The sequence below is a fragment of the Zafaria sp. Z1313 genome (assembly GCF_050563205.1).
Lineage (GTDB): Bacteria > Actinomycetota > Actinomycetes > Actinomycetales > Micrococcaceae > JAZDCJ01.
Window position 1 is genome coordinate 22,551 of sequence record NZ_JBNWUK010000017.1, and the last position, 18,659, is coordinate 41,209.

The window sequence follows — 18,659 nt, forward strand, 5'->3', positions numbered from 1 at the left end:
CCGTCGAGCGGCCGGTGGCGGGCTACGGCAGCACGCCCTCCCGCAGCGCGCGGAGCACGGCCTGGGTCCGGTCGCGGGCGCCGAGCTTGAGCAGGATCGCGGAGACGTGGTTCTTCACGGTCCCCTCGGCGAGGAACAGGCCCTCGGAGATCTCCCGGTTGCTGCAGCCCTCGGCCACGAGCCGGAGGACCTCGAGCTCGCGCGACGTGAGCTCCTGGGCGGCGGGCAGGGAGTCGTCCGCGCCGACGGCATCGGAGCGGATGGCGCGCAGCAGGCGGTCCGTGAGGGAAGGGGCGACGAGCGTTCCGCCCGCGGCGAGGGTGCGCACCGCATGGGAGAGCTGTTCGAGCGTGACGTCCTTGAGCAGGTATCCGCGCGCCCCGCCCTTGAGCGCGCGCAGGAGGAGGGAATCGTCGTCGAACGTCGTCAGGACGAGCACCGGCACCGTCGAGCCGCGCGCGGCCAGCTCGCCCAGGGCCCAGATCCCGTCGAACCGCGGCATCCGCAGGTCCAGGAGCACCACGTCCGGCGCCGAGCACCCGATCTCCGCGATCGCCTCCGCCCCGTCCCCGGCCTCCCCGACGACGTCGAAGCCCGCGATCTCCAGCAGGTTCCGGATGCCCTGGCGGACGAGTGTCTGGTCGTCGACCACCACGACGCGGATCGCGCGGGCGTCCGGACCGGCCGCGACGGCGCCCTGCGGGGCCGGGCCCGTTCCGCGATCGGAGGTGTCCGGCCCGCTCACGGCGCCGGGACCCGCGCGGTGACGCTGAAACCGTCCCGGCCGTCGACGGCGAGCCCGCCGCCGAGGGACTCGAAGCGCTCGCGGAGCCCGCTCAGGCCGTTGCCGGGCACGGGTTCCACGGCGCCGCGGCCGTTGTCCCGGGCGCTGAGCACCAGCGCGCCGTCGGGGCCGGTGGCCACGCTCATCCGCAGGGTCGTCGCGCCGGCGTGCCGCAAGGTGTTGGTGACGATCTCCTGGACGGCGCGGACCAGGGCCCCCGCCTCGGCTTCGCCCGCGCCGATGCCGTCCTCGACGTGGAGGGAGACCTCGAGCCCGGGCAGTTCGCGCACGACCTCGCGGAGCGCGGCGGCGAGGTCCGGCGGTTCGCCGCGGAGCTGGCCGACGGTTCCCCGGACATCGCGCAGCAGGGCCCGGGCCACGCCGTTGGCGCGTTCGACGTGTTCCCGCGACCGCGGCCCGTCCAGGTGAGTTGCCGTCTCGAGCTCGAGGGCGAGGACCGTGAGCTGATGCCCGATCAGGTCGTGCAGCTCGCGCGAGATCCGCAGGCGCTCGGTGGTCCGGGCGGATTCGGCCAGCAGCACGGAGGCGGCGCGCAGCTCCACGTGCGCCTCGGTCAGCTCCCGCCGCATCCGCTGTTCCTTCAGCAGCGTCGCCGAGCTGAGCATCGAGGCGGACTGGATGAGCAGGTAGAAGCCCACGCTGATGGCGGCCTCGGCCGTGGAGCCGGCGACGGGCCAGTAGACGAGCGCGAGGAAGGCCGTGTTCGCGAGCACGATCCCGGCGCCCGCGGCGAGCGGCATGAGGTAGACGCTCGAGGCGGCGGTGACCACGAGGAGGACGGGCAGCAGCCCGGAGGCCGCCGTCGTGCCGACGACGATCCAGGAGCAGACGACGGCGGCGCCGAACCCCGCGTGCCGCAGCACCGCCCGGGTGCCCGCGAACGCGGTCATGAGCCCGGCGAAGAACAGGACGAGGGCCGCGATCCACCAGGGGCGGGGCAGGGTGGCGTCGACGACGCCGAACAGCACGGGCCCCGCGACGGCCACGGAGACCACGAGCATCGCGATGCCGGCCCACATCTCGGTATCCAGTCGTCGCATGGCACCACTCTAGGGTGGCCCCCGGGGCCGGGACAGGTGCCGGAAGTCATGGCCGCAGGCGGCGACGATCGGCACGGGCGCGGGGCGGGGGCGGGCCCGTAGCGTCGGGGACATGAAGACGACGACGCCGGCGATCCTCGCCGAACACCTGGGAAGGGCCTACCGCGGCCGCACGGCGGTGGAGGACGTGAGCCTGCGGGTCGAGGCGGGAGAGGTCTTCGGGATCGTGGGCGCCAACGGCTCGGGCAAGACCACCACGGTGGAGATGATCGCCGGCCTGCGCGTCCCGGACCGGGGCAGCGCCTCGGTGTTCGGGTTCGACGCGCGCCGCGACCGCGCCCGGCTGCGCGGGCTGCTCGGCGTGCAGCTCCAAGAGGCTTACCTGCACCACGCCCTGACGGTGGACGAGCTCGTGCGGCTCTACCGGAGCTTCTACCCCGCGCCGCGTCCGGCCGCGCGTCGTGATCCTCGACGAGCTGACCACGGGCCTGGATCCGCGGGCCCGGCGTCAGGTTTGGGCCGCGGTGGAAGCCATGCGGGACGAGGGCACCACGATCCTGCTGGTCAGCCACGCAATGGACGAGGTGCAGCGGCTCTGCGGACGGATCGCCGTCCTCGACGTCGGCCGCGTCCTCGCCGTGGACACGGCCGACGGGCTCATCCGGCGCACGGGCGCCGCGGACCTGGACGACGCCTTCCTGTCGATGACGGGAAGGGGACTGGAGGAGATGACATGAGTGAAGCAGCCGCGACGCGGATGGACTGCGTCCACCGCCCCGGGCCCCGGTCGTGGGCGGTCTTGGTGGCCTGCGAGGCGAAGATGGTGGCCCGCGACACGGCCGGGCTGATCGTGCCGCTGGGCCTGCCGCTGCTCATCCTCGTGATGAGCGCCGGATCGGCGGGCGAGGTGGTGTTCGAGAACGGGTTGACCGCGCTGGACCTCTTCGTGCTGCCGCTCGTCGTCGTCCTGGTCATCGCCAGCATCGGCATCATCAACATGCCGAGCTTTCTGGCCTACTACCGCAGGACGGGGATCCTGCGGCGCTTGTCCGTCACGCCGGCGTCCCCGGCCATGGTGCTCGTGGCGCAGGCGGTCGTCAGCGTCGCGCAGGCCGTCCTCGGCATGGCCCTCGCGTTCGGCGTGGCGCTGCTGGCCCTCGGCGCGAACCCGCCGGTCCGCCCCCTCGCAGCGCTCGGGGTCGTGGCCCTGTCCATGGCCGCGCTCTACGCCGTGGGGATGATCGTCGCGGCGCTCGCCCCGACCCCGAATTCCGCGGTCGCGATCGGCCTGGTGCTATTCCTCGCCCTCGGCGCGCTGGGCGGGCTGTTCGGCGGGAGCCACACCTTGCCGGAGGGCGTCGCGGCCGTCGGGGAGTGGCTGCCCTTCGGGGCGGGCGTGCAGGCGCTGTCCGCGGCGTGGTCGGGTGCCGCCGTCGAGCTGCAGCACCTCGCGGCGCTGGGACTCGCGGTCATCGCGGGCGGCGTCATCGCGGCCGTCGCATTCCGCTGGGACTGATTCCGGCCGGCGCCGCAGCGACCCACGCCCCGTGCCCGCCGCTTCGGAAACGCCGCCGGCCCGCACCGTGCCAAGACCTGCCCACTTCTCCTGCCGGAAATGCCGCCGGGGCCGGCGAGTCGTCCAGACTCGCCGGCCCCGGCGCTCGAGAAATGGGAAGAAACGCAGGCGCTCAGATCGCGAAGCTCGCGTCCTCGAGCACGGCGCTCGTCTCGACGTGCTCGAGCCCGAACTCCCCGGCCACGGAGGCCAGCGTGACCCGGCCGGCGTGGACGTTCAGGCCCGCCGCCAGGCCCGCGTCCTCGGCCAGGGCGCGGCGCCAGCCCTTGTCGGCGATCCGCAGCGCGTAGGGCAGGGTGGCGTTGGTCAGGGCCGCGGTGGAGGTCTGCGGGACCGCACCGGGCATGTTCGCGACGCAGTAGTAGACGGCGTCGTGGACCCTGAAGGTCGGCTCGGCGTGGGTCGTGGGTCGGGAGCCCTCGAAGCAGCCGCCCTGGTCGATCGCGATGTCCACGAGTACGGAGCCGGGACGCATCTGCGCCACCATGTCCTTCGTGACGAGCTTCGGCGCGGCGGCGCCGGGGATCAGCACGGAGCCGATCACCAGGTCGGCGGCGGCGACCTCGGCGGCGATCGTGAACTGGGAGGAGGCCAGGGTCTTGATGCGGCCGGCGTGGGCGGTGTCGATCTCCTTGAGGCGGCCCAGGTTGATGTCGATGATCGTGACGTCCGCGCCCATGCCCGCGGCGATCACCGCGGCGTTCTCGCCGGCCACGCCGCCGCCGATCACCACGACCTTGGCCGGCCGCGTTCCGGGGACGCCCCCCATGAGGATCCCCGCGCCGCCGTTGGGCTGCTGCAGCTGGTAGGCGCCGACCTGGGCGGCGAGGCGCCCGGCGACCTCGGACATCGGGGCGAGCAGCGGCAGGGAGCGGCCGGCGGTGACGGTCTCGTAGGCGATCGCGGTGCTGCCGGCCGCGACGATGGCCTCCGTGCACTCGCGGGAGGCGGCGAGGTGCAGGTAGGTGAAGAGGACCTGCCCGGCCTGCATGCGGTGGTATTCGGCGGCGATGGGCTCCTTGACCTTGAGCACCATGTCGGCGCCGGTCCAGGTGGAGTCCGCGTCGTCGGCGATGCGGGCACCGGCCTCGACGTAGAGCTCGTCGGGGATGCCGGAGCCCACGCCGGCGCCGGTCTCGATGACGACCTCGTGGCCGCGGGCGGTGAACTCGGAGACGCCGGCCGGGGTGATGGCCACGCGGAACTCGTTGTTCTTGATTTCCTTCGGGACGCCGATGATCATGGCTTCTCCTGGTGCGCTGGGGGTCTGGGGGAGGGGTACGACGCCGGGGCCTCCCCGGTCGCGCCGCCTCCGGTGCTGTGCATCAAGGGTAGGGTTTTCTGCGGTAACGTTGGTGTTACGCCGTATTTCTTGCGGCCAAGATCGGGAAATCGATGATTCCCAGCGGCGACGGGAGACTGTGATGGCGGCCACGTCGAAAGATCTTCGGAGGCGGCGGCCGGTGGAGCTGGACGACGTCGACCGGGGGCTGCTGCGCATGCTCACGGAGAACGCGCGGCGCACCAACAACTCGCTCGCGGCCGAGCTCGGGATCGCCCCGTCCACGTGCCTGGCCCGACTGAACGCCCTGCGCGAGGCGGGCGTGATCCGCCGCTTCACGGTGGACGTCGACCCCGAGGTCCTGGGCCACGCGCTCGAGGCCCTGATCTTCGTGAGGATCCGGGCCGGCGCGCGGCATCTCATGTCGACCTTCGCGGAGGAGATCCGTGCGAAGCCCGGCGTGACCCAGCTGTTCTTCCTGGGCGGCACGGACGACTTCCTCATCCACGTCGCCGTCAAGGACTCCAACGACGTGCGGCAGTTCGTCCTGGACAACCTCTCCGCCAACCCGGCGGTCGCCTCGACCCAGACCTCGCTCGTCTTCGAGCACTCACAGGGCCTGGTGCCCTGGGTCTGAGCCCGACCCTCATCGACGGCCAGCCGTACCCGGTCCTCTGGGTCGCGCCCGGGCGTCGAGTGGGCGGCACCGCTTCGGGCCCCGCGTCTGGACGTCGTGCCCGCGTCTGGACATCGTGCCCGCGTCAGCCCCACCTTCATCCTTACCGCGTCTTCCCCATCTTCGTCCTTACCGCGTCATCCCCACGGCTGCATCGATGCCGCACGGCATTCCCGCCGCCGAACTGGTGGCCCGACTGGTTCCTGCCGCGGCATCAGATGCCCACTTCACGTCGTCTCGGCGAGATAGTCGGTTGGATTCGAGTTCACGGGGTGTACCCCGTGCGGTCGGCAACGCGCCGTGGCCTCGTCGGCGCTTCGTGAAGTGGGCGCATGGGCACCCGTGGGCTCGCCCGGTTGACGTGAACCGGGCGCATGGGCACCCGTGGGCTCGCCCAGTTGACGTGAACTGGGCGGCGGCGTGATCCGTCTCCTGTTCTCCGGACGCCGGCCACGCTGCGGCCAGCTGACTGCTCACGGGACGCTGGCCACGCTGCGGCTCGGTTTCGGTCACGGGACGCTGGCCACGCTGCGGCTCGGTTTCGGTCACGGGACGCCGGCCACGCTGTGGCCAACTGACTGCTCACGGGACGCCGGCCACGCTGCGGCCCGGTTTCCTTCACGGGGCGCCGGGTGCCGCATCCCTTGGTCCGCGGCGGCCCGCCTACCAGGACGTGTCGCGGGCGCGTCCCTCCTCGTAGCCGGCGCTGGACTGGATGCCGACGACGGCGCGCTCGCGGAACTCGCCGATCGAGCGCGCGCCCGCATAGGTGAAGGAGGAGCGCACTCCGGCGACGATCGAGTCGATCAGGTCCTCCACGCCCGGCCGCGCCGGGTCCAGGTACATCCGCGAGGAGGAGATCCCCTCCTCGAAGAGCGCGGACCGGGCGCGGTCGAACGCGGACTGGTCCTTGGTCCGGTTCCGCACGGCGCGCGCCGAGGCCATGCCGAAGCTCTCCTTGTACAGCTTCCCGTCCGGATCCCGCATGAGGTCCCCGGCCGACTCGTAGGTCCCGGCGAACCAGGAGCCCACCATGACGGAGGCGGCGCCCGCGGCGAGCGCGAGGGCGACGTCGCGCGGGTACTTCACGCCGCCGTCGGCCCACACCTCGGCGCCGGAATCCCGCGCGGCGGCGGCGCATTCGAGCACGGCGGAGAACTGCGGGCGCCCGACGCCGGTCATCATCCGCGTCGTGCACATGGCGCCCGGGCCGACGCCGACCTTGAGGATGTCCGCGCCGGCGGCGGAGAGCTCGGCGGCGCCGGAGGCGGAGACGATGTTGCCCGCGGCGAGCGGGATCCGCCGGCCCGTCGCGTCGGCGAACGCGTCCCGCGCGGCGGCGGCGAGCGGCAGGGCGTCGAGCATCTTGTCCTGGTGCCCGTGGGCGGTGTCGACGACGAGCACGTCGACGCCGGCCTCGAGCAGCGAGGTGGTCTTGGAGCGGACGTCGCCGTTGATCCCGACGGCGCCGCCCACCATGAGCCGCCCCTGCGGGTCCAGCGCGGGCGTGTAGATGGAGGAGCGCAGCACGCCCTGCCGGGTCAGCACGCCGGCCAGGCGCCCGGAGTCCAGGACGGGGACGACGCCGACGTGGTGGGTGCCGAGCAGGGTGAAGGCGGCGTCGAGGTCGGCGTCCGGGCCCACGGTGACGGGGTCGGCGGACATGACCTCGGAGATCCGGGCGAAGCGGTCGACGTCGGTGCAGTCCTTCTCGGTCACGATGCCCACGACGCGCTCGCCGTCGAGCACCACGGCGGCCCCGTGGGAGCGCTTGCCGAGCAGGGACAGCGCGGTGGCGACGGCGTCGTCGACCTGCACGGTGATCGGCGTCTCGAAGACGGAGTGGGCGCGCTTGACCTGGCCGACCATGTCCTGGACGGCGGCGGGCGTGATGTCCTGGGGCAGGATCGCGATCCCGCCGCGCCGGGCCACGGTCTCGGCCATGCGGCGGCCGGCGACGGCGGTCATGTTGGAGACGACGAGCGGCAGCGTGGTGCCGACGGCGTCGGGCGTGGTGAGGTCCACGTCCATGCGGGAGGTCACGGAGGAGCGGGAGGGCACCATAAAGACGTCGTTGTAGGTGAGGTCGTACGGGGCGGAGGCGTCGTTGAGGAACTTCACGCCTCTCAGGCTAGCGTCCGGCAAGGTCCGCCACAGCCGATTCGGTGCCGAAATCAGCACTAATTAGGCCGGGTCCATCGGGCGTAGCGTGGAATCAGCGGCCCGCACCGGCCGGGCCGATGGCATGAGGAGAAGCATCATGACCGTCACCGTCCCCGTCACGGATTGCGCCGTGGCGAACTGCTCCTTCAACGACCACTCCCACTGCGGGGCGGCCGGCATCACGATCGGCGGCACGAGCGACCACGCCCAGTGCGCGACGTTCGTCGACACCGGCACGCACGGCGGCCTGCCGAAGGTCCTGGCCTCGGTCGGCGCCTGCCAGCGCGAGGAGTGCGTGCACAACGACCACCTGATGTGCTCGGCCTCCGAGGTCCACGTGGGTCCCGGCGCCGACAACGCGGACTGCCTGACCTACAAGCACGCGGTCTGAACCCCCGCGCCTGCGTGCCCGGCGCCACCCCTGCCGTCCCCGACTCCTCGGAGAGCCCCGCTCGAAGTTTTGTTGAACAATCCCTTGCATGGATTGTTGAACAACCTGTAGTGTTCTCTCCATCGTCCCACTGTGACTGAGGTCACCCGCACCCGATGGATGGAAAAATGGCAGAAGTAGGCACGCACGAGAAACTGGGCTCGGGAGCCCGCCGGACAGCGCTGCTCGGCGCGATGTTCCTGATGGCCACGAGCGCCATCGGCCCCGGCTTCATCACGCAGACCACGGTCTTCACCGTCCAGCTCGGCGCCGCGTTCGCGTTCGCCATCCTGGTCTCGATCCTCGTCGACATCGCCGTCCAGCTGAACGTCTGGCGCGTCATCGGCATCTCCGGCTCGCGCGCCCAGGAGCTCGGCAACAAGGTCTTCCCCGGCGTCGGATGGTTCCTCGCGGGCCTCGTCTTCATCGGCGGCGTCGTCTTCAACATCGGCAACATCGCCGGCACCGGCCTCGGCATGAACGCCATGCTCGGCCTCGATCCGAAGATCGGCGGTGCCATCTCCGCCGCCGTCGCGATCCTCATCTTCCTCTCGAAGAAGGCCGGCATGGCCCTGGACCGCATCGTCGTCCTCCTCGGCGCCGTCATGATCCTGCTCATGCTCTACGTGGCGATCGTCGCCGCCCCGCCCGTCGGCGAGGCGCTGAAGAACACCGTGCTGCCCGAGCAGATCGACTTCCTCGTCATCACCACCCTCATCGGCGGAACCGTCGGCGGCTACATCACCTACGCCGGCGCGCACCGCATGATCGACTCCGGCGTCAAGGGCGAGGAGAACGTCAAGCACATCAGCCGCAGCTCCGTCCTGGGCATCATCGTCACCGGCGTCATGCGCGTCCTGCTCTTCCTCGCCATCTTCGGCGTCGTCGCCGGCGGCGTGGCCCTGACGAGCGACAACTTGGCCGCCGAGGCCTTCGGGCACGCGGCCGGCGAGATCGGCGTGCGCATGTTCGGCATCGTGCTGTGGGCCGCCGCCCTCACGTCCGTGATCGGCGCCGCCTACACCTCGGTCTCCTTCGTCACCAAGAGCACCACCGCGGCCCGCAAGCGCAACCTCATCACGGTCGTCTTCATCGCCGCCTGCGCCGGTATCTACCTCCTGATCGGGCAGGCCCCGCAGACCCTGCTGATCTTCGCCGGCGCGTTCAACGGGCTCATCCTGCCCGTCGGCTTCGGCGTCCTGCTCTGGGTCGCCTGGCGGCGCCGCGACCTGCTCCACGGCTACGTCTACCCGAAGTGGCTCCTGCTGATCGGCGTCGCGTCCTGGCTCCTGACCCTCTACCTCGGCGCCAACTCGCTGGCCGGCCTCGCCAAGCTCTGGGCCTAGGACACGCCATGAACCAGACATGGACCGCGATGGCGGGGCAGGCACGGGAGGACCGCTCCGGCGTCGTCCTCCCCGGCCCCCGGGAGCTCGCGGGACTCACGCCCGCCGAGGCCCGGGCGCGGTTCCGCGCAGGGCTCGTGCTCCCCACGGCGGGCATCTCCCGCGGCTACGCGCAGGCGAACCTGATCATCGTCCCGAAGGCGCAGGCGTTCGACGTCCTGCTCTTCGCCCAGCGCAACCCCAAGCCGTGCCCGATCCTCGGCGTCCTGGACGCGGGGCAGACCACGGGGCCGCTCCTGGCCGGCGGGGACATCCGCACGGACGTTCCGAAGTACGTGGTCTACGAGGACGGCCGGCCCGTCGCGGAATCCACGGACATCACGCCGTACTGGCGGGACGACCTCGTCACGTTCATCGTGGGCTGCTCGTTCACCTTCGAGACCGCGCTGGCCGATGCTGGCCTGCCGATCGCGCACATCGACCAGTGCGTCAACGTTCCGATGTACCGGACCAGCGTCCGCTGCGAGCCGGCGGGGTCGATGTCGGGGCCCATGGTGGTCTCGATGCGGCCGTTCCCGGCGTCGCAGGTCGCCGACGCGGTCCGCATCACCTCACGCTACCCGGCCGTGCACGGCGCCCCCGTGCACGTCGGCAATCCGTCCGAGATCGGGATCCGGGACCTGTCCCGTCCCGATTTCGGCGACGCGGTGGACATCCCCGAGGGCCACCTTCCGGTGTTTTGGGCTTGCGGCGTCACCCCCCAGGCCGCCGTCATGGAGTCCCGTCCGCCGTTGGCCATCGGCCACGCGCCGGGACACATGCTCATCACCGATGCGCGGGACAGCGAATACCTGATCCCGTAGCGCCCCGGGCACCGCGATGCGGCGGCGGACCACCCCAAGGATCTGCCGTCGCAAGGGCGGCGCAGGAATCCCCAAGACCTGCGCCGCGGTGCGGCGGCGGACCCATCGATGGAGTCCGCCGCCGCATCTCCCGTCCCACTCTTGTCCTGCAACGCCGTCCATCCCCGGGGTTGCCTCCACCGGGATTGCCCGCGACGCACGTGGTCCCGCAAGATCCCTTTCCGGGTCGGGCCACGCTGGGCGCCTCAGAGCGATGCGACACCGGAGAGCCATCCGAGGCGGGCAGGAGGCGCCCGCCCGAGGAGGCCGGAAGAGGCCCGGCCGCCGGTTCGCTCAGAACCGCAGACCGTGCCGCTCGAGGAGTTCCATGGTTGCCTCGAAGTCCACCTCGGCGCCGAACTCCGCGGCGAGGGCCGGCAGGGAATCGGGCGAGTACTCGCCTCCGGGTTCGGCGAGGCGGCGGAACAGCACCTCGATCCCGCCCGGGACGATGATCTCCAGGACGCGCAGCTCATCGTCGCCCTCGTTCCAGAACGTGTGCCAATGCCCGCGGGGCTTGGACACCAGATCACCGGCGGTCGCCGTGGCTTCCGCGCCGTCCTCGACGACGCCGAGCGTGCCGGCCAGCACCAAGCTGTACTCGTCCTCCCGTCCGTGCCGGTGGAGGGGCGCTGCCAGGACCTTGGGTCCGAGGGTGTGCTCCACCAGTGCGATCCGGCCGCTGGTGGCCGCGCTTTCCAGCAGGTAGCGGTCCAGGTTTCCGGCCGCACCCGTGACGTCGCCGTCGCCGGCCCGCAGGACGAGCGGACCGGGCCGTGATGCGTTCATGGCTCCATGGTAGGAGTGCTCGATCTCCCGGGGAATGCCGGTGCCGGAGCGGTTCCCCGCCGATCGGCTAGTCCTGGTCGCCGATGTGTCCCGGCGCGGTCACGGAGAGCACGCGCTCGACGAACGCCGCGTACTCCTCCACGTAGTGCCGCAGGAAGTCGCGCGTGCCCTCGTCGGACACGCTGCCGTCCTCGCCGAAGTGCTCGGCCTTGAAGTTCACGTAGGCCTCGGGGGCATTGAGCTGCGGCGCGTTGAGGAAGCTCAGCACGGCCCGCATGGAGGACTGCATGACGGCGGTGCCGATCGCGCCCGGCGAGGCCCCGATGATGCCGGTCGGCTTGCGCGCGAACGAGTTGGTCGCGTAGGGGCGGGAGGCCCAGTCGATCGCGTTCTTGAGCGCGCCGGGAATCGAGCGGTTGTACTCGGGCGAGACGATCAGCAGCCCGTCCGAGGCCCCGATCGCGGCCTTGAGCTCGCGCGCCGGGGCGGGGAAGTCGTCGTCGTAGTCCTGGCTGTAGAGGGGCAGGTCCCGGATGGGGATTTCGGTGAACTCGAGCTGCGCGGGCGCGAGCCGGATGAGCGCGTGGGCGAGCGTGCGGTTGATGGAGGCGGAGGAGAGGCTGCCGACGATGTAGCCGATGCGGTGTGTTCCCACGGGGTGTCCCTTCTGCCGGGAGCGTTGGGGCGCCCGGTCCGTCCGATGGTGTGACAGGCACTTGTCTAGCACCGGTGTCCGCGCGTGGCTAGGGGGTTGTCCCCTTCGACTTGGCAGGCTTGTTGGGCTAGCACTGGCGTCCGCGCGTGGCTAGGGGCTGCTCAGTGGGCGGGCAGGATCTCGAGCGGCAGGGCGGGTCTCGCCGGCGGAGCGCGTGGAGGACGGGGGCCCACACAGCCCGTTGCCGTCAGGCGATCCGGCGCCGGCCCCGCAGCCCACAAGCCCGGAGCCGACAAGCCCGCAGCCCACAAGCCCGGAGCCGAGGAGTCCTGGGTCGAGGACTTCGGCGCCGAGCAAGAGGGCGCCCGTGGGCCGCTGGGCATGCTGCGTGGGCCGTCGGTGGCCCATGGCGGGAATCTCGTACGTGGCCCGCAACGCGTGGGCAGATAGTGCTTTTCGAGGCCCCTCCGGTCCGCGTGATCTGCCCACGCGTTTCGGAGGCCCACGATGCTTGGGAGCCACGGCATGCAGCCGGCCTTATGACGACCCGCCGGTGGAGAACGCGAGGGACGGGGCCCGCACGGCCGGTCTGCAGGGCGGATTATTCGGCTTCCCCGGCCGGCATCGTGCAAGATCCGGACCCCGGACCCCGGACCCCGGGCCCGGAGCGGCTAGGCGGGGGTGGCGCCCTCGAGGTGGCCCAGCAGCTCGGCCTCGGCCGCGTCCAGGTACGCGCGCAACTCCTCGGCGGCCTCGGCGCGCTCGCCGGCGCGCAGCCGCTGCACGAGCCGCACATTGCGGTCCACGTAGTGCGTGTGGAAGTCGGGCGCGGAGGCCATGGCGTGGAACACGAGCCGCATCTGCGCGAGCACGCGCTCCATGAGCTCCTCGAGCGTCGCGGACCCGGACAGCGCCACGACGGCCTTGTGGAGGGCCTGGTTCGCGTCGGCCATGCCCGGCACGAATCCCTCGTCCCGCGCGGCGCGGGCGCGGGCGACGATCTCCTCCATCCCCGCGAGCGCGTCCGCGCCGAGCTCGCCCCACAACACGGCGGCGGGCTCGATCATGCGGCGCACCCGGTAGATCTCCCGCACGTCGTCGGGCCCGGGCGAGGCGACGAACACGCCGCGGTTCGGGATGCGGTTGACCACGGAGTCGCCCGCGAGCACGGTGAACGACTCGCGCAGCGTGTTCCGGGAGACGCCGAGCGCCTCGGACAGCGCCTGCTCGGAGAGCTTGGAGCCGGGCACGAGCTGCCCCTCGGCGATCCGCGCGCGCAGCACGCCCGCGACCCAGCCCACGGTGTGCGCGTGGGTGGCGGGGGCGTCGGGCAGGTTCCCGATGAGCTTCGCGGCGGTCATGGCTTCCAATCTAGTGGGCTGCGGGGTCGGGTCGTGACGGGGGGTGGGCGCCGGGACCCGGACGACGGCGGTGCGCCCTTCGTGGGGGACGGCGCCGCGGGCGAGGGCCGGGACGCCGGCGGCGACGACGCGCCTCGGGTCAGTCGATCCGCGCGATCTCCTGACCCCGGACGACGCCGGTGCCGGGCTCGATCCCGCCGCGCACCAGGGTTCCGGCGCGGTGGGCGGAGACGGTGGTCTCCATCTTCATGGCCTCGAGGACCACGACGGGGTCGCCCGCGGCGAGCTCGGCGCCGTCCTCGGCGACCCATTTGACGAGGTTGCCGTTCATGGGCGCGGTGAGGACCTCGCCGTTGGAGGAGGCGTCGGCGGCGCCGCCCCCGCCGCCGGGAGCCCCGGCCGCGGATCCGCCGCCTCCGAGCAGCGCCTGGTAGAGCTGGGCGGGCAGGCCCAGGCGGACGGCCTTGCCGTCGATCTCCACGGTCAGCTCGCTGCGCTCGGCGCCGGGGGCGGAGGCCGCGAGGTAGGGGGAGGCGGCGAGGTCGTCGGCGAACGCGGTTTCGATCCAGGTGGTGTAGACCCCGAGCGCGTCCGGATTGGTGAAGGCGTCCTGGGCGAGGACGGCCTGGTGGAACGGGACCACGGTGGGCAGGCCGCGGATCACGAGCTCGTCGAGGGCGGCGCGGGAGCGGCGGATGGCCTGCTGGCGATCCTCGCCCCAGACGATGAGCTTGGCGAGCAGCGAGTCGTATTCGCCGGGGACGGTGGAGCCTGAGCGCACGCCGGTGTCCACGCGGATTCCGGCGCCGGTGGGGGCCTCGAACGCCTCGACGGTCCCGGGAGAGGGCAGGAAGCCCAGGGCGGGGTCCTCGGCGTTGAGCCGGAACTCGATCGCGTGGCCGCGCGGGGCCGGGTCCTCGGTGATCGAGAGGGGCTCGCCCGCGGCGATGCGGAACTGCTCGCGGACCAGATCCACTCCGGTCGTGGCCTCGGAGACCGGGTGCTCCACCTGCAGGCGCGTGTTGACCTCGAGGAAGCTGATCAGCCCGTCGGGGGCCACGAGGTACTCGACCGTGCCGGCGCCGGTGTAGCCGGCCTCGCGGCAGATGGCCTTCGCGGAGGCGTGGATCCGCTCGCGCTGCTCGTCGGAGAGGAACGGCGCGGGGGCCTCCTCGACGAGCTTCTGGTTGCGGCGCTGCAGCGAGCAGTCGCGCGTGCCCACGACCACGACGTTGCCGTGCGTGTCGGCGAGGACCTGCGCCTCGACGTGCCGCGGCTTGTCGAGGAAGCGCTCGACGAAGCATTCGCCGCGGCCGAACGCCACGGTGGCCTCGCGCACGGCGGACTCGAAGGAGTCCTCGATGTCCTCGAGCCGCCGGGCGACCTTGAGGCCCCGCCCGCCGCCGCCGAACGCGGCCTTGATGGCCACGGGCAGCCCGTGCTCCTCGGCGAAGGCACGGACCTCGGCGGCGGATTCGGCGGGGCCGTCGGTGCCGGGGACCAGGGGCGCGCCGGCGCGGACGGCGATGTCGCGGGCGGTGACCTTGTTGCCGAGGGCGCGGATCGCGTCGGGGGTGGGGCCGATCCACGTCAGCCCGGCGTCGAGGACGGCCTGGGCGAAGTCGGCGTTCTCGGACAGGAAGCCGTAGCCGGGGTGCACGGCGTCGGCGCCGGAGCGGGCTGCGGCGTCGAGCAGCTTGGCGATGTCGAGGTAGGACTCGGAGGAGGCGGTGCCGCCGAGCGCGTAGGCCTCGTCGGCGAGGCGGACGTGCAGGGCGTCGGCGTCGGGATCCGAGTAGACGGCGACGGAGCCGAGCCCGGCGTCGGCGCAGGCGCGCACCACGCGCACGGCGATCTCGCCGCGGTTGGCGATCAGGACCTTCTTCATGGCTGGTTTCCTCCGGTGGTGGCGTGCTGGGTGGTGGCGCCGGCGGGGGCCGGCTGGGTGCCGGGGTCTCCGGCGTTGCGTGCGGTGGGTCCGTCGGCGTCGGCGGGCCGGAGCGTGTCCGGATCGACGAGCCGGAAGCGGACGTGGGCGCCGGGCGGCAGCTGCGCGGCGAGCGGCAGGTCCTCGGGGACCACGACGCCGACCACGGGGTAGCCGCCGGTCACGGGGTGGTCGGCGAGGAACAGGACGGGCAGCCCCGACGGCGGGACCTGCAGCGCGCCGGGGACGGCTCCCTCGCTCGCGAGTTCGCCGTCGCGGGAGCGGCTGAGCGGGCGGCCGTCGGAGGGGGCCTCGAAGCGGACGCCGATGCGGTTGGACTGGCTCGTCGCCGTCCATTCCTGGCCGGTGAGCGCCTCGATCCCGGCGGCGTCGAACCAGTCGTCGCGCGGGCCGGGGACGAACCGCAGCTCGGTGGTCTTCCCCTGGGCGGGCAGGGGTGCCGGGGCGTCCTCGGCGATTCCGACGGCGGAGCCCGCCGCCGCGCGGCCCACGGCCAGGGCGGTGCCGGGGGCCAGGGGGGACGGTCCGACGCCGGACATCGCGTCCGAGGAGCGGCTGCCCAGGACCGGGTCGAGGGCGAGCCCGCCGCGGACCGCGAGGTAGCTGCGCAGACCGGCGCTCGGGGCGTCGAGGCTCAGGGTCTCGCCGTCGTAGAGCGCGAACGGGGTGCGCAACGGGGCGGGCCGGTCGGCCGGCGCGCGGGTCCCGGCGTCCGGCGAGGTGGTGCCGGACGCGGCCTCGGGCGCGGTCTCGGCGGAGCCGTCGACGCCGGTCGCCGCGTCGGCCGTGGCGTCACCCGCGGCCCCGGAGTCCTTGGCGGGGCGGGCCGTGATGAGGGCGTCGACGTCGGCCCCGGCGAGGGCCAGGACGTGGTGGCCGCGCGCCGTGACGCGCAGGCCGCCGAAGACGGACTCGATGACGGCCTCGCCGGCGGCATTGCCGACGAGCCGGTTGGCCAGGCGGGCGGCGGAGGCGTCGGCGGCTCCGGAGGCCGAGACGCCGAGGTCTCCGAGACCCGGCCGGCCGAGGTCCTGGACGAGCGACTGCAGGCCCGGGTCGTCCACGACGAGCGCGCGGGGTGTGGACGTGGCCACCGCCGGGTCGCCGCTGCCGGGCGCGGAGGCCTCCGCGCCGTGGGTGTCGGTGGCTGCGCGTTGCGTGTCGGCGGCCGTGGCGGCGACGCCCTCGGCGCCCGGGTTCCCACCCGCGGTGGCGGGTTCCGTGCCGGAGGCGGGCTCCGGCGTCGTACCCGGGATCCCGATCAGTTCGCGGACCGGGCGGTAGCGCACCGTGTCCCCGGGGCGGATGAGGGCGGGCTGCTCGCGCCCGAGGTCCCACAGGGGCGCGTCGGTGCGGCCGATGAGCTGCCAGCCGCCGGGCGAGCGGCGCGGGTAGACGGCGGAGAAGCGGCCCGCGAGGGCGACCGATCCGGCGGGGACGGCGGTGCGCGGGGTCGAGCGGCGGGGGACCTGCAGGGGGTCGTTCTCGGCGACGAGGTACGCGAAGCCCGGGGCGAAGCCGCCGAACGCGGCCGTCCACGCGGCGGAGGTGTGGGCGTTGACGACGCCGTCGGGCCCGAGCCCGGTCAGCTCGCCGACGGCGGCGAGGTCCTCGCCGTCGTACACGACGTCGATCTCGACCGTGCGCCCGGCCGCGGATGCGGCGGCGTCGAGCTCCAGGGCGGCGACGGCGCGGGCGCCGGCGACCGCGGTCTCGCGCGTCTCGAAGGCGACCATGACGGTCTCGGCCGCGGCGAGGACCTCCTTCTGGCCCGGCAGCGGGCGGGCGCTGAGCGCGGCGTGCAGGGCGACGACGTCCTCGAGGGAGGCGCACTCGGCCAGGAACGCGCGGGTGCCCGCCCAGCGCAGGGTGCGGGCGCTCATGCGAAGGGCCGGATCTCGACGCCGGCGTCCTCCAGGCCCGCGCGGACCGCGGCGGCCATCGCGACGGCGCCGGCGGTGTCGCCGTGGACGCAGATGCTCTCGGCCTCGACGCGGATCGTGGAGCCGTCGGCGGCCTCGAGCGTGCCGTCGGTGGCGAGGCGGACCATGCGGGAGGTGACGAGCTCCGGGTCGTGGAGGACGGAGCCGGCCTCGCGGCGCGAGACGAGGGTGCCCGCGGGGGTGTAGGCGCGGTCGGCGAAGGCCTCGGCGACGGCGCGCAGCCCGGCGGCCTCGGCCTGGGCGAGGGCGACGGAGCCGGGCAGGAGCAGCAGCGGCAGGTCCGCGCCGAAGGCCTTGACGGCGTCGACGACGGCCCGGGCGTGGACCTCGTGGGTCACGATGGTGTTGTAGAGGGCGCCGTGGGGCTTGACGTACTTGATCGACGTGCCGGCCGCGCGGGCCAGGGCCTCGAGCGCGCCGAGCTGGTAGAGGACGTCGTCGGCGAGCTCGGTGGGGGAGCAGTCCAGGAAGCGGCGGCCGAAGCCGGCGAGGTCGCGGTAGCCGACGTGCGCGCCGACCGTGATGCCCGCGGCGGCGGCGTCGCGGCAGGTCTGGGCGATCCCGGACGGGTCCCCGGCGTGGAAGCCGCAGGCCACGTTGGCGCTGGAGACGGAGCGGAAGATCGCCGCGTCGTCGCCCATGGTCCAGCTGCCGAAGGACTCGCCGACGTCGCTGTTCAGATCGATGGTTGCCAAAGTGACCTCCGTCTCATGTGGTGTTCATCAAGGATGCACCATAAACGCGGATTGTTCAACAATCTCTTCGGCGGCGTTCCGGAGGCTCCGATCTGCGGCGAGCGAAAGGCCCTGGATCCAGTCTTCCGGCTGGGGTTCCAAGGCCTTCTTCCCGGTCCGTCGTCACGGTGGGCACCTTCAACGTTAGCGCCGAACCGGGAGGGTCGCCATCATGCGAGCCGCCCGAGGAGCAGCCCCGCCGCGGCGGCGGCCGTGCAGGCCAGGAGCGTCCCGAGGGCGTTGGCCGCGGCGGCGAGGTGGCGCCGCTCGGAGAACAGGCGGGCGGCGTCCGCGCTGACCGTGCTGAAGGTCGTGTAGCCGCCCAGGAGGCCGACGCCGAGGACGGTCAGCCAGGGGCCGGCCGCGAGGAGTCCGGTGAGGAGGCCGAGGAGGAATGAGCCGGTGACGTTGACCGCGGCGATGGGCCACGGGAATCCCGCGGGCAGGCGCGGGGCGAGCCAGCGGTCCGCGAGGTAGCGGGCCGTGGCGCCGGCGCCCCCGGCGAGCGCGGTCGCGGCGAAGAGCAGCGGGCTCATGCGCGCCCCCCGCGGGCCAGGGCGTGTGCGGTGGCGGCGCCGAGGACGGCCGCCGCGACGCCGGCCGCCGCCGATCCGAGGCCGTAGAGCACGGCCGTGGCTGCCTGGCCGGCGTCGAGGAGCAGCGTGGTGTCGGTCGCGAGGGCGCTGTAGGTCGTGTAGCCGCCGAGCAGTCCCGTCCCGGCGAAGAGCCGCGCCCGCTTCCGCCGGCCCTCGTCCGGGCCGCGCGCCGCGAGGGCGGCCAGGAGCAGTCCGAGCGCGAAGGAGCCCGAGACGTTGATGACGAGGATGCCGAGCGGGAGGCCCGCCGCGTCGGGGACCAGGTGTGCGACGCCGATGCGCAGCCCCGTGCCGATCGTTCCGCCGGCGAAGACGAGAGCCGCGAGGACGAGCCCGGATTCGCGGGGCGTGCCGGCGGTGCCGGGGTGTGGGGTGCGGGGCGGGGGCTCGTGGGTCATGCCGGTTCCTATCTC

18 protein-coding genes and 1 pseudogene are annotated in these 18,659 nt (G+C 73.1%); 7 read left to right on the forward strand and 12 right to left on the reverse strand.

Annotated elements, in window-relative coordinates:
• Positions 1-22: 22 nt before the first annotated feature.
• Both ACQ3I4_RS13520 and ACQ3I4_RS13525 read right to left on the reverse strand, forming a co-directional pair.
• On the reverse strand, positions 23-745 hold the full coding sequence (locus ACQ3I4_RS13520; RefSeq protein WP_430633746.1) for a response regulator: 723 nt from the start codon (positions 743-745) through the stop codon (positions 23-25).
• Entirely contained in the window at positions 742-1,845 is a 1,104-nt protein-coding gene (locus tag ACQ3I4_RS13525) for a sensor histidine kinase (RefSeq protein ID WP_329861090.1), read from the reverse strand. Before ACQ3I4_RS13525 ends, ACQ3I4_RS13520 begins: the two co-directional genes overlap by 4 nt.
• Before the next feature lie 112 nt (positions 1,846-1,957).
• Between ACQ3I4_RS13525 and ACQ3I4_RS13530 the strand changes: the two are divergent.
• The 3 genes and pseudogenes from ACQ3I4_RS13530 to ACQ3I4_RS13540 all read left to right on the forward strand — a co-directional run.
• Positions 1,958-2,197, forward strand: a pseudogene (locus tag ACQ3I4_RS13530) (ATP-binding cassette domain-containing protein); the annotation flags it as partial.
• A gap of 109 nt (positions 2,198-2,306) precedes the next feature.
• Positions 2,307-2,582 carry a hypothetical protein gene (locus ACQ3I4_RS13535; RefSeq protein ID WP_430633764.1) on the forward strand — a complete coding sequence of 92 codons (276 nt, stop codon included), beginning with the start codon at positions 2,307-2,309 and terminating at the stop codon, positions 2,580-2,582.
• Entirely contained in the window at positions 2,579-3,361 is a 783-nt protein-coding gene (locus tag ACQ3I4_RS13540; RefSeq protein ID WP_430633763.1) for an ABC transporter permease, read from the forward strand. The genes ACQ3I4_RS13535 and ACQ3I4_RS13540 overlap by 4 nt, the downstream gene beginning before the upstream one ends.
• Before the next feature lie 172 nt (positions 3,362-3,533).
• Here ACQ3I4_RS13540 and ald read toward each other — a convergent pair whose 3' ends face one another.
• On the reverse strand, positions 3,534-4,664 hold the full coding sequence (gene ald / locus ACQ3I4_RS13545) for an alanine dehydrogenase (protein WP_430633747.1): 1,131 nt from the start codon (positions 4,662-4,664) through the stop codon (positions 3,534-3,536).
• 181 nt (positions 4,665-4,845) lie between these two features.
• Here ald and ACQ3I4_RS13550 point away from each other — a divergent pair, with 181 nt between their 5' ends.
• Positions 4,846-5,340, forward strand: a complete 495-nt coding sequence (locus ACQ3I4_RS13550; RefSeq protein WP_329861086.1) for an Lrp/AsnC family transcriptional regulator — start codon at positions 4,846-4,848, stop codon at positions 5,338-5,340.
• Between the two features lie 702 nt (positions 5,341-6,042).
• Here ACQ3I4_RS13550 and ACQ3I4_RS13555 read toward each other — a convergent pair.
• Positions 6,043-7,500, reverse strand: coding sequence for a GuaB1 family IMP dehydrogenase-related protein (locus tag ACQ3I4_RS13555; protein ID WP_430633748.1), 1,458 nt, complete (start codon positions 7,498-7,500; stop codon positions 6,043-6,045).
• Between the two features lie 139 nt (positions 7,501-7,639).
• On the opposite strand from ACQ3I4_RS13555, the gene ACQ3I4_RS13560 reads away from it, so the two are divergent.
• The 3 genes from ACQ3I4_RS13560 to ACQ3I4_RS13570 all read left to right on the forward strand — a co-directional run bounded on the left by ACQ3I4_RS13560 (position 7,640) and on the right by ACQ3I4_RS13570 (position 10,181).
• On the forward strand, positions 7,640-7,933 hold the full coding sequence (locus ACQ3I4_RS13560; protein ID WP_329861083.1) for a DUF1540 domain-containing protein: 294 nt from the start codon (positions 7,640-7,642) through the stop codon (positions 7,931-7,933).
• 167 nt (positions 7,934-8,100) lie between these two features.
• Positions 8,101-9,318, forward strand: coding sequence for an NRAMP family divalent metal transporter (locus ACQ3I4_RS13565; protein ID WP_430633749.1), 1,218 nt, complete (start codon positions 8,101-8,103; stop codon positions 9,316-9,318).
• An 8-nt stretch (positions 9,319-9,326) separates the two neighbouring features.
• Positions 9,327-10,181 (forward strand): putative hydro-lyase, encoded by an 855-nt coding sequence (locus ACQ3I4_RS13570; protein ID WP_430633750.1) that lies wholly within the window; start codon positions 9,327-9,329, stop codon positions 10,179-10,181.
• A gap of 333 nt (positions 10,182-10,514) precedes the next feature.
• Here the strand turns inward: ACQ3I4_RS13570 and ACQ3I4_RS13575 are convergent, their stop codons facing one another.
• From ACQ3I4_RS13575 to ACQ3I4_RS13610, 8 genes are all read right to left on the reverse strand, one after another.
• Complete coding sequence (locus ACQ3I4_RS13575; protein WP_329861077.1) at positions 10,515-11,009, reverse strand: cupin domain-containing protein; 495 nt, start codon at positions 11,007-11,009, stop codon at positions 10,515-10,517.
• 67 nt (positions 11,010-11,076) lie between these two features.
• Positions 11,077-11,664, reverse strand: a complete 588-nt coding sequence (locus ACQ3I4_RS13580; protein ID WP_329861076.1) for an NADPH-dependent FMN reductase — start codon at positions 11,662-11,664, stop codon at positions 11,077-11,079.
• A 671-nt stretch (positions 11,665-12,335) separates the two neighbouring features.
• The gene (locus tag ACQ3I4_RS13585; protein ID WP_329861075.1) at positions 12,336-13,025 is read right to left on the reverse strand and encodes a GntR family transcriptional regulator; all 690 of its coding nucleotides are present in this window, start codon (positions 13,023-13,025) and stop codon (positions 12,336-12,338) included.
• Positions 13,026-13,164: 139 nt separating this feature from the next.
• A complete protein-coding gene (locus ACQ3I4_RS13590) occupies positions 13,165-14,913 on the reverse strand; it encodes an acetyl/propionyl/methylcrotonyl-CoA carboxylase subunit alpha (protein ID WP_329861074.1) in 1,749 nt (582 codons plus the stop codon).
• A complete protein-coding gene (locus ACQ3I4_RS13595; RefSeq protein ID WP_430633751.1) occupies positions 14,910-16,856 on the reverse strand; it encodes a carboxyltransferase domain-containing protein in 1,947 nt (648 codons plus the stop codon). Before ACQ3I4_RS13595 ends, ACQ3I4_RS13590 begins: the two co-directional genes overlap by 4 nt.
• On the reverse strand, positions 16,853-17,611 hold the full coding sequence (locus tag ACQ3I4_RS13600; protein WP_430633752.1) for a LamB/YcsF family protein: 759 nt from the start codon (positions 17,609-17,611) through the stop codon (positions 16,853-16,855). The genes ACQ3I4_RS13595 and ACQ3I4_RS13600 overlap by 4 nt, the downstream gene beginning before the upstream one ends.
• Before the next feature lie 209 nt (positions 17,612-17,820).
• Positions 17,821-18,186: a fluoride efflux transporter FluC gene (locus ACQ3I4_RS13605; RefSeq protein ID WP_430633753.1), complete on the reverse strand. Its 366-nt coding sequence runs from the start codon at positions 18,184-18,186 to the stop codon at positions 17,821-17,823.
• The gene (locus tag ACQ3I4_RS13610; protein WP_430633754.1) at positions 18,183-18,644 is read right to left on the reverse strand and encodes a fluoride efflux transporter FluC; all 462 of its coding nucleotides are present in this window, start codon (positions 18,642-18,644) and stop codon (positions 18,183-18,185) included. Before ACQ3I4_RS13610 ends, ACQ3I4_RS13605 begins: the two co-directional genes overlap by 4 nt.
• Positions 18,645-18,659: the final 15 nt, after the last annotated feature.